This is a genomic window from Vibrio makurazakiensis (assembly GCF_050337375.1).
Lineage (GTDB): Bacteria > Pseudomonadota > Gammaproteobacteria > Enterobacterales > Vibrionaceae > Vibrio > Vibrio makurazakiensis.
Window position 1 is genome coordinate 21,272 of sequence record NZ_JAKJSW010000037.1, and the last position, 10,843, is coordinate 32,114.

A 10,843-nucleotide genomic window follows, 5' to 3' on the forward strand; every position below is an offset into this window, starting at 1 on the left:
CTCAGTAATAGAATCCGTTGTCACCTAACAAACGAGGCTTTTGGTTATCGGTATAAGTTGCTTTTTTGTTTGAAGATCTTACTTGTTCTCTTGGCCATGCAAGCAGGCGTTCAACATCACTTAATGGCACTAAGCCATCGGTAGGTAATGGCAAAGTATCTGCGCGAGTAGGCTGCACTAAATATGCTGTCACTATGATCACAAGCTCTGTTTCTTGACGCGTAAATTCAGTTGAGCGGAACAGAGAACCTAAGATGGGTACTTCCCCTATAAATGGCACTTTCTGTAGTTGCTCAATTTCTTCGGTTTTTAACAATCCGCCCAGAGCGAAACTTTGGCCGCTGGCGAGCTCTATGGTGGTTGATGCTCTTCGTGTCACAAAAGAGGGGTAGGTAGTGCCGTTGTGAACGGTTTGTCCTTCAATAGAAAGGTTGCTGACTTCTGGTGAGACTTTTAGGCTGATTTTGTTTGAGCTTAAAACCGTTGGAGTAAAATCCAACTGAACACCAAATGACTTGTATTCCACTTGAGCAGTATCAGCAAACACGAGAGKTAAAGGAATTTCGCCACCGACAAGGAAGCTCGCATCCTCACCAGACATTGCGGTTAGGTTTGGCTCTGCTAAAACAGACATCATGCCGTTGGTTGCAAGGGCGTCGATAAGTGCTGTCACATTCGGTTGCAGCCAGCTCCCCGCATCGGGCATTTTCGTGAATGAAAATTGACCTCCACCTCCTGGTAAAGATCCCCACTTAATGCCCAATTTGTTAGATACATTCTTCGACACTTCCGCGATTTTTACGCGAATGTTGACCTGGTTCGGCATAGTCACAACAAGCTGGTTTACCAGCTCATCTTCATTCGAAATAGGTGAAGATTGCGTTGTATTGGTCGACCCTTGTTGCTCAGAAGAAACCGAGCCTGTTGATTGATTCTCACCTGAATCGATAACAGGTGATAAGTATCCTTTAGCCAAAGCAACGATTTGGTGTGCCATGATTGGTGAAGGCACCTGGCCTCTAAGCCATAGTTTTCCACCTAAGGACTCTGACGTTACCGAGGCTTCGGGGAACTTGTTTTTCACTAAGGAGTTGAATTCACGGCTATTGTGAGTAACGCGTACTTTACTGGTGTAGATGACGCGTTCTTGGTCATTTAATACCGTGATTGTTGCGCTGCCCGCTTGTTTCCCATAGACCATGATTTTGGTGTTAGTTAACGCTTGGTAATCGGCTATATGAGTACTAGAAATAAAAATAGACTTCGCTTTTTCTGGTAAGGACACCATCTTTGCTTCATTGATCGTTACGTTCAACGCCGCTGCAAAAGCAGTAAAAGGGATGAAAAGGCTTGAGAGTAAGATAACGCTCCACCAACGACGTGATTTAGCCATTGTTGTCGGCTCCCGTATTATTGTTCACTTGTTTTTTGTTCGCTCTAAATTCCACAAGGCCAACGTCAGGAAGGACCTGCGCATTGTCTGGTGAAATGGTTTTGAGAGTCGCAGCATGAGCTGGGGTATTTTCTGAGGCTGATTCTGTTTGGCTTCGTAGTGCCAATGTGAGTTTGCCTAGTTGTTTCGCCAGCACGATTTGGTTCGCCTGAGCAGGCGTTACTTCTAGCGATACCGTACTGTCGTCAGGGATCACGGCACCATATGAGTCTCTTGCCTGTTGGTAAGACTCGGGAGCTTGTGTATTGTTAAATGCCAAGACTCTCGCATCGTTTACTATCGTGGTGACATATAAACCTTGTGAAGAGTTGCCATAACGCATTAGCTCACCATTCTTAGATGCGAGCAGAAGGAGATCAACGCGATCACCGGGTTGAACGAAACCTGAGTTCGCTGTGACTTGATCAACAGGGACAGAGATAGCTCGGAAACCAGGTTGAAGCTTTAACGACAGCGAGTAACCACCACTTGGCTCTGTAATGTCGGCCAGAGACAACACTTGCCCTTTGGTGAATTTGGTGCGAGCAATTCCTGATATTAGGTTTACCGACTTAATATCTTCAGGCGTTACAAAATCGATGTAGTCAGTAAGCTCACCATTTGGGATTTCTTTCCAGCGGAACATGTTAGGGCTGTAAGGCTGTCCCACTTCTACAGTGCGAGTGGATACCAGAACTTTACTATTTAATTCAGCCGCCGTTTGAGGCGTGCTATTCGATGCCTTATTGCTTTGGTTCAGTAATAGGACGGTGAGCCCTATTACTGACATCAATAAGGACAGCAACATAAGTCGCTTTGCTGTCATGATTATTCCTTTAATTACTTTTTGAGAGGGCTCAGCTCTCTGGTTGATTGGCGTTATTCGGATTCTTGTGCGGAATCTAATTTTTCAACAACCGTTTCATACGCCCCGACAATGGCTTGAGTTAGTTGACCTTTACTGCCACCAACAAAGGACAGTAAAACAACCGACATTGCAGCAGCTAAAATTGCGTATTCAATGGCAGCGGCGCCGCGCTGCTTCTTTTTATTTAACATGGGTAAAACTCCTGGATAAAAACAGCCTCAGCTGAGGCTGGTGTAGTAATTAATCAGCGACGAAACGATATAAATAGGCTGAGCCATAATTTTGAGTAGAAACGTCAGTCTCGTTCATCGTATTCATGTCTAGTGCAGTTGGACGGTTGTAAAGTCCGGTATCACTGGTGATGTAATAGCTGTAGCCACCATCGCTAGCGTCATTGAACTTAAAGGTGTCAGTGTTGAGTGGAATTAACCCATACAACTCCGCCTTGGTTGGGTATCGCCATGTCGACTTTCCGCAGACGTTGTTCGAACTCTGAGCGGTAAGTAGTGGTTGCGCGTCGATGTATTTCTTAAAGCGGGTGCCGTCTCCAACAGAGAAGAGTTGCCACACAAGACCACTGTTTTTATCTCGGGCACAGATGGCTGATGAACGGTCTTGAATGACTGAACCGTTGGTATCTAGAAGTTCATAGGTATTTGATATTTCACGCATCAAGCGAGCCAAAACCACTTTGTTTTCTGAACCATCAGTAATCGTAGTCGTAATCGTTTCACTGTTTTGTGCTGTGTCGTAGCTCATGATGTACTGTTGGCTTTGTTTAGATGTATTCGTCCAGTAGTAGAAGCGCACACCACCTGAATAAGAAGATTTGTCGTATTCAGGGAGCATCGCGAAATGGTTTGGAAAAACGTCGCTATCTAATGTGACTTTGTCGCTTGAGCCCGTCACAGCTTTGGTTTTGATAGAAAGCAGTTGCGCTACATGTGGCACTTTCCAATCACTAAACCCACACAGTTGCTTTGTGTTAGTACTTTCAAGAAGTTCATTGCTACCTAAAACACTTGCGATACCTGCTGATGAAGCATCGTAAGCGAGGTCATCTTTACCATTTGGTAAGCCGTCTTTTAATAAACTCCATACTCGGCGCTTTCCTGATGCTTGAGTGTCTTCGGTGCATCGCCAACCTTGTTGGAATGTTGTCGCGCTCGGTAGGTAATGGCCGAGTTCATCCAGTTTGGCAAAACGATTATTTACGAGAGAATCGGCTTTAGTGACACTGAACCCATTGTTATTGGCACGCTTCAAACCATCTGTTGCGAGGGTTTTTGATTGCACTACATCGTGAATGGCGGCCGTAGTATTTATTTCGCTGATAAATTGTTGGTAGAGCGATAAAAGCGAGCTAAAGCTAGAGTCTAAATGGTTTGTTGATGCATTAAGTGAATCAATAAATGCATTAACTTGAGCGTATTGAGCCTCGATATCGAAAATCGCGCTATAAAGGTTTAATGTCGCTTGGTGTATTTCAGACGCTAGCGACGCAGAATTGAGCGTATTGGTCGCAGCGGTTAACGCATCGGATTTTATTTGAACTGTTGCCATTTTCTGAGCAAATGTTGCTCCTTCAATGAGTGCATTTAGCCCGTTCAGATTCTGCTGTAGCTTGGTCACTTGTTGTTTGTAGGTAGTGACGTCCGCAACAAATGATTGGCTTTGCGCATCTGAGCGGTTTTTCGCAATGTGCGCCTGAAACTCAAACTCGTTAAGCTTGCTCTGGGCTGCGGTGTATTGATCAGCCCATGGCTGAGAAAAGGCTTTTAACTGTGTCACTTTGGCTTGAGCTTTGACTTCAAGTGCAGCGTAGCTCTTGCTCTGATTCTGGTTGTCAGATAGCCATGTCGTTAAGTACGACTCAGCGTTGCTAATGGTTGAACCTTGGGTTTTCAGCTCAGCGATGATTGCCGTATTCGCAGAACTGACGTTAGTAACGAGATCGGCGGTAGGGGCAAGCTGCCACTTTGGATAAGCATATTTGCTTGACCATTGACTTGGTGTGACTTCACTGCCTTTGGTGATGGTAACGGCGACTCCGTTTTTGTCAGCCCACAGGTTCGCTTTACTATCAGTAATCAGATACGACGCAAATTGCGACGGTAGTGAACGGTTCGATAGAGTGATGACTTCACTAAATTTAGGTAAGGTCCAGCCTGTGATTCCACAGTCATCGGCAGCGGCGACTAACGTGAATATGGTGTCAGCTTTACCATTGATGGAACCTGCCCAAAAAGTTGGTTCCCCCTGACCTTGAGCGTCGTACTCCGCTATACAATTCATGCCGTAGGTACTCCATGAATTATCGTAACTACTATAGTTAGCCGCTAAGGTTTTGGTTTTCATAGGTACGTATTGTAGGGCGATAAATCGACTTGTTGATCCTGTTGCCCATAGCACGTTACTGCTCACATTCTTCTGACCAGTTATCGCATTTTCTTTAAGGCGAATACCGACAGAAGGTTTATCGTAAGCTTCACTACCAACAAACTGAGGACGTGACACAACAGGGTGCCAAGTCAGCCCTTGATCTCGAGTGAATTCGTAGTATTCAGGCTCATCAAATGTAACGGACTTACCGCCGATTTGAGCAGTAAGGTAGTCCCATTTGAACCCGTTGGTTTGTATTGGGTTATATCCGGTGAACGTATTAACGATCACGGCATTAGCGGGTGCAGGTAATTTGGGTGTTTCAGTAAAGGCGACCGTATTACTTGCTTGTGCTCCACTAGGCATCCCATTAACTGGGTTAGCTGAGACTCGTAATTGGATGTCACCAATGGATTTGTTGATGTCGCCAATCACAATAGGTTTACTCAACACTTGAGTCCAATTTGAACCTGAGTCGAGTGATATCTCATAGAGTGCTGCTTGATCAAAACCACCGACAAACGCCCAGTCTAAGGTGTTGGCTGTGTCGTCAGTGATAAGGCTAGTCGGCGCAACAGGTGCTGAAGGTCGGACGGTTAACGCATTTCTATTGCTCGCGATCAGACCTTCAGGTCGACCATCAACCGGATTTGCTTTGACTCGAACTTGAACACTTCCAATCGGGTACGCCTGATCACTTAGTTGGTAAGGGATAGCGTTTACAGAAACCCAACCAGATCCAAGCGGGTTAATTTCATAATCACTTGCGGCACTGTATTCTGGAAGCAAAGCCCAACCTAATGTGTCTAACGCATCATTTACTATTAAGTTACTTGGTGCTGCAGGCTGTACTGGCGTGACAGAGTACGCTTTGTCAGAACAAAGAAGTTCCCCAGGGTCATGCTGAGGGTTGGTGTTTGATTGAACTCGGACACACACTTTGCCTACCTGATAATTTAGGTCGGCGATAGGTTGCGGGTTAGCCGAAACGGCAACGAATGTGATACCGCCGTCTACAGAATATTCATATAGATTGTGTTCGGAATAACCAGGAACAAGCGTCCAACCAAATGTATTGTTAGCGTTGTCGATAACTGGCGATGTAGGTGCTGCTGGTTGATTTACAGATTGAGTAAACTCAGTGTTGATGGTGAGCACAGCGCCAGCCGGTCTTGCATCAGTACTGTTATTTTTCACTCGAACTTGAATAGTACCTGCAGGGATCGATTTATTACCGACACGATACGGAAGGGCAGTAACATTTTCCCAGCCCGTTCCAAGGTTGATTTCGTAATCGGTTAAAGAAGGGTAGCCTGCGACTTTGTTCCAGCTAATCTGATTAGTGGCGTCATTTACAAAATCCAAAGTGGGAGCTTGAGGCTTGGCAGGCGTTACCGTCATTTCTTGAGTTGAACGAGCAACTAACCCGTGAGGGCGACCTGTCGAAGCGTCTTCCGATACTCTGACTAATAGTGAGCCTGTTGCAATGTTGATATCGGCAATCGCTTGAGGGTTCGACGTAGTATTCGTCCAAGTTTGTCCGTTATCGAGTGAATATTCGTACTCTCCGACGTCGGAGTATGTGTCAACGAGCGTCCAACCAAAGGTATTAAGAGCGTTGTTTACATTAATCTGACCAGGTGCCGCTGGAACGCTAGTTAGCGTGAAGGCTTGTTCAGATTTTAGTACGGTACCCGCTGAGGTTTTATTCACCTGTGAGGCAGCAATACGAACTTGCACTGTTCCTATTGGCAGCGCTTGACGCCCTACAGATAAAGGTTTGGTTGTTACTTGAGCCCAAGTGACGCCATTATCCAGCGAGTACTCATAAAACTTAACGCCCTTAAAGCCAAGCACGAAATTCCAGTCGAAAGTATCAGCTGAGTCATTAACTTGACCGTTACGTGGTGCTGGTGGTCGGGCAACAATAGTATCGCCGTTGATCTCTTGTGGTGTTATTTTTAACTGATCTTGATATTGCTTACCTAGTTGCTCTAAAGCTTGGGTTGTACTTTGAGAACCATGAGAAAGCTTATCGGTCTTTTGTTTCAGTGCTGCCACGTCAAGTTGAGCTAATTTATATTTAGAACCTTTACGGGCATTCTCTTGGCTAACCCCTGAATTCATGGATTCATCTTGAGCACTTTGCAGCACGCGAGTAACACCTCGTGCAAGCATGTGTACTTTTCGACTTTCAGGCGTGTTTAGAGCAGCATAGTCGGCATTGATTAAGCTTGAATCTACGCCGATTTCTGACGCGACAGCTTGGGTGGCTTCGCTAAAACTGATGCCACTGCTGTCGGCTACGCTCGCGATCATAGTGGTTAATGGGCTGATAACAGCAGGTGCTGTCGCAGGCACTTCTAGCGTAAATGCAGATTGAATTGGCTGATTTGGGTTATCCATATCAATGGTTTGACCTGGAATCGCTTCGACGAGTAGGTTGTACCCACTGACATCGCCACCTGCGCTTAACTGATAATTACCTTTAGCGTCCGTTAGGGCTACTTCTCCATCCCCAGAGTCACAAATCGCATTGTTGTTTTTATCTAAACAGACCTTTGCGTTGTGAAGATAACCGTCTAAAACCACACCCGATAGGCTGGCTGAGCTAGTGCTGCTCGTAGAGGTATTTAATTTCGAATCTGACTCTGCTCCGCCACATGCGACAAGCACGCTAGAAGCCAGTGAAATACTTATCCACCTGTATTGATTCTTAACCACTGGGGACTCCAATAATTTATAAATTAGTCGCTAGAAAGGCCGGTGATGTTAATTTAAATGATATTCATTATCAATATCATTTGATCTTTTATTTCGTAAAGTGATTTAATGGCAGAACTAAATACTATCTATTGATCCCTAACTCAGTTTTATTGGTTGAATAATGCACACTAAATTCGTAATGAGAAAAATGTCACTTGCAGTGTCGAGTGCCCTGATTCTTTCAGGTTGTGGTGGTTCTGATGAATCAAATTCAGGTACAAATGCAGCGTCAACATATGCCTATCAGAATGCATTAGTTTGCGTGGATGCCGACTTAAGTGGCAGTTGTAGTGAATACGAGTCACAACTTTCTTCGGTGTCTGGATATTCAAAAATGCTGAGTTATGACGGGGCGATTTTGACGGCCTCAGAGCAGATGGAAGTGGTGACTCCGTTTACCACTCTTATCCATAGTGAAATGTTGTTTAACCCGAGTGTGGGCAACGATATTGAGCAAGCAAAGGCATCTTTGCAGGTGAAGTTAGGTAAGAAGGCTGGTATTGATTTCAGTACGCTGGATACATCACATGGTCCGATAGATGCGTCAAATACCGTTCTAAAATCTTTGAAAAAAGCACAGTCTCAAGGAAAGTATTCAACGTATGTGAATATTTCTCATGCGCTTGACCTAATGATTGCAAATGAAACGCTCGACTTAACCAATATTGATGTCGCAGGAACACCGTCACGTCATATGGATTTAGATGGTTCGGTGATTATTCATGGCTCGCAATCAATATCAGGCTTGAGTGGTGCTAAGTCCTCAGAGTTTAACCCTGCGAATGGAAAGCTGGTATTTGTCACTAGTAGTGACGAAGTAAAACAAGTGGATACTCGGGCAAGAAATCAGAGCTTGAGCGTGCAATCGCAGTCTTTGTCTTTGCGGGCGACACCTTATGACGACGATGATGATGACGACGACGATCATGATTACCAGGGTGGTTCATTAGATGACCTTCTCGGGTATCAAAAGAATCAATCGAATCAGATTATCCAGTTGGTTCCCGCTTTGAATAGTATTCAAGCTTACAAGGTATACCAACCGACGAGTTCTATCTCGAAGCAAGCGAGTGATATTTGTAACACTCAAGGGAGCAATGGCATATTTTTGACCAGTATTGCTGAACCCGTTAAAAGCCAAGCGCGAACTCAATCTGTAAGCATTGATAGTTACAGTGGTGGTAGTGGGGCGACCTTGCCTCCATTACCAAAACCAGACCCTGTAAAGCCAACGGTTCCGACGTCGAGTTCTGCATGTTTCAATGATAACTTTGAAGCGATTTATCCGCTGTATCGCCAAAAAACATTGCTCGCGGTTAAAGCGAGTAGTGCATACAGTAACAAGGAGCTTAAACTACTTAATAGTGCCGACCTATCGATGAAAGGTATGAGCCATGAGCTGAAAGCGACTTCGACACTCGTTGTTCCTTCTTATGACGAGTCTGAGGTTTTGCTTATCGATAGCTCGACGTATTCGAGTGCAAATATTTTACCTGAAGTGGTGAATTCGACGAACCTGTCTTCGAAGGTCACCTTAGACAAACAAAACGTTGTATCAGGTACGTTTGCTACCGAAAATCAATTGCTTCTAGGGTTAAATACCAATGTGATTCAATGGGTAACAAAGTCGGCATACCCAACCACGATCAGTGACCTGACATTAGATGCAACCATCAAACATATGTCGACATCACCAGACGGAAAAGTCAGTGCTATTGCTACAACTTCATCACTCTATATCGTTGATAACGTGAAAAGAAAGTTGATTAAGCAGCACTTATTATCAGGCTCTACGGTGAACAAACTATTTGTGTTGGAAGATAAAGTACTGACGTTGACCTCAAGTGGCATGGAGTACTATCAATTCAAAAATATTGAAGGGCCTGCGCTAAAACTTTCCGGTCAAATTGTGACGAAAGAATTGCTGAAACAATGGGAGAGCCAGGGCAATTCAAGTTGGAGTTCGACCAGTCTAGGTTATGTACTGCAGCAGGTTGGTACTGACGCTGCAGTGGCAGACCGATTTGATGGTGTGACGTTGCGATTTAGACCAAGTAATGCGACTAGTGCAAGTACAGTTCAAGGCGTCGAAATAAGTGCTCTTGATCGAGGTCAGTGGGTGTCTCTTTACAAATCACTGTAGCTCTACAACGGCTGAATAGAAAAGGGGCTAATTATAAGCCCCTTCATTTTTAAACGTTAAATTTATTTGTGCTACTTACCAAAAGACGACTATTTATTGTTGGGTCTAATACGAGCCAAATAGTAGGTGTTTACAAATTCACCATCTCTAAAGGAGTTGTCTATTGCTTCCCCTTCAATAACAAATCCAAATTTCTTATACAGTGCAATGGCACGTTCGTTATCGCAGTGTGCTTCGATGTGGATTCGGTGAACGTTGAGCCAGTTGTCTGCCAATTCAATAACGGTTTCAATGAGTTTGCTACCGATCCCCAATCCAGTGAAGTCATCGTGAACTCCCATGCCAAAAGAAGCCATATGTTGATTTCTTGGCCTTTGGTTATGTTGAAAACCAATATTACCGACTATCTTTCCTTCAGCTTCAGCAACGTAGCTATAAACGCCTGTGGGTATATTGTTCAGTCTATCTTGCCACATTTTGAGAGATGGTTTTGGGAGTTGTAGAGTCTCGCGCTGCGCTTGAGGTTGAGAATAAAGTTCACATAAACCTTGTGCATCAGAGATTTGTGCAGGGCGAATGATTATTTCCATGTGTTAACTCCCGTTGTGATTTAATAGATAGCATATGCGTGGCTAACCACTTGATAGATATAATCTTATTTTTACTGTAAGTGCAAGGTTAACTGGATGTTAATCTTTATAAAACAAGAGTACTATGGTGGATTAAGGATAAGGACTTTCTATATGAACGATGCCACGGCCACCTGGAAAACCCCACAAAACTTTTTACTGCTGATCTCTATAATCGTGCCAATTGCTTTCTCTAGCTGGATGGCATTGCTGAACAATTTCGTTATTGAAAAAGCAAATTTTGATGGGGCTGATATTGGTTTATTGCAAAGCGTGCGCGAAATACCGGGTTTTCTAGCGTTTACTGCGGTGTTTATTCTGCTGTTTATCCGAGAGCAACGCTTCATGCTGATCTCCTTGGCGATGCTCACGTTGGGTACTGCCATCACTGGCTTCTTTCCATCTTTAACTGGGCTACTTTTAACCACAGTATTGATGTCTGTTGGTTTTCACTATTTCGAAACGCTCAAACAATCCTTGTCATTACAGTGGCTGAGTAAAGATGAAGCGCCCGAAATGTTAGGCAAATTTATCTCGGTAGGCGCATTAGCCTCTTTGATCACCTATGCGTGTTTATGGGTGATGTTAGAGCAATTCCAACTGGAGTTTGTTTGGGTCTATAG

General features: G+C 44.4%; 6 protein-coding genes and 1 pseudogene. 2 read left to right on the forward strand and 5 right to left on the reverse strand.

All coding sequences use genetic code 11. The features are described from left to right. Position 1 precedes the first annotated feature (1 nt). Genes L4C33_RS06285 through L4C33_RS06300 form a run of 4 tightly spaced genes read right to left on the reverse strand, consistent with a single transcriptional unit; the run spans position 2 to position 7,406 of the window. A complete protein-coding gene (locus tag L4C33_RS06285) occupies positions 2-1,393 on the reverse strand; it encodes a type II and III secretion system protein family protein (RefSeq protein ID WP_428811588.1) in 1,392 nt (463 codons plus the stop codon). Next, positions 1,386-2,258: a Flp pilus assembly protein CpaB gene (gene cpaB, locus L4C33_RS06290; protein WP_428811589.1), complete on the reverse strand. Its 873-nt coding sequence runs from the start codon at positions 2,256-2,258 to the stop codon at positions 1,386-1,388. The genes L4C33_RS06285 and cpaB overlap by 8 nt, the downstream gene beginning before the upstream one ends. Before the next feature lie 53 nt (positions 2,259-2,311). Further along, positions 2,312-2,491, reverse strand: a complete 180-nt coding sequence (locus L4C33_RS06295; protein ID WP_428811590.1) for a Flp family type IVb pilin — start codon at positions 2,489-2,491, stop codon at positions 2,312-2,314. A gap of 49 nt (positions 2,492-2,540) precedes the next feature. Beyond that, on the reverse strand, positions 2,541-7,406 hold the full coding sequence (locus tag L4C33_RS06300) for a DUF1566 domain-containing protein (RefSeq protein ID WP_428811591.1): 4,866 nt from the start codon (positions 7,404-7,406) through the stop codon (positions 2,541-2,543). Between the two features lie 163 nt (positions 7,407-7,569). On the opposite strand from L4C33_RS06300, the gene L4C33_RS06305 reads away from it, so the two are divergent. Further along, a complete protein-coding gene (locus tag L4C33_RS06305; protein WP_428811592.1) occupies positions 7,570-9,591 on the forward strand; it encodes a hypothetical protein in 2,022 nt (673 codons plus the stop codon). 89 nt (positions 9,592-9,680) lie between these two features. Here L4C33_RS06305 and L4C33_RS06310 read toward each other — a convergent pair whose 3' ends face one another. Further along, complete coding sequence (locus L4C33_RS06310; RefSeq protein ID WP_428811593.1) at positions 9,681-10,181, reverse strand: GNAT family N-acetyltransferase; 501 nt, start codon at positions 10,179-10,181, stop codon at positions 9,681-9,683. 153 nt (positions 10,182-10,334) lie between these two features. On the opposite strand from L4C33_RS06310, the pseudogene L4C33_RS06315 reads away from it, so the two are divergent. Further along, positions 10,335-10,843: pseudogene (locus tag L4C33_RS06315) on the forward strand (MFS transporter); the annotation flags it as partial.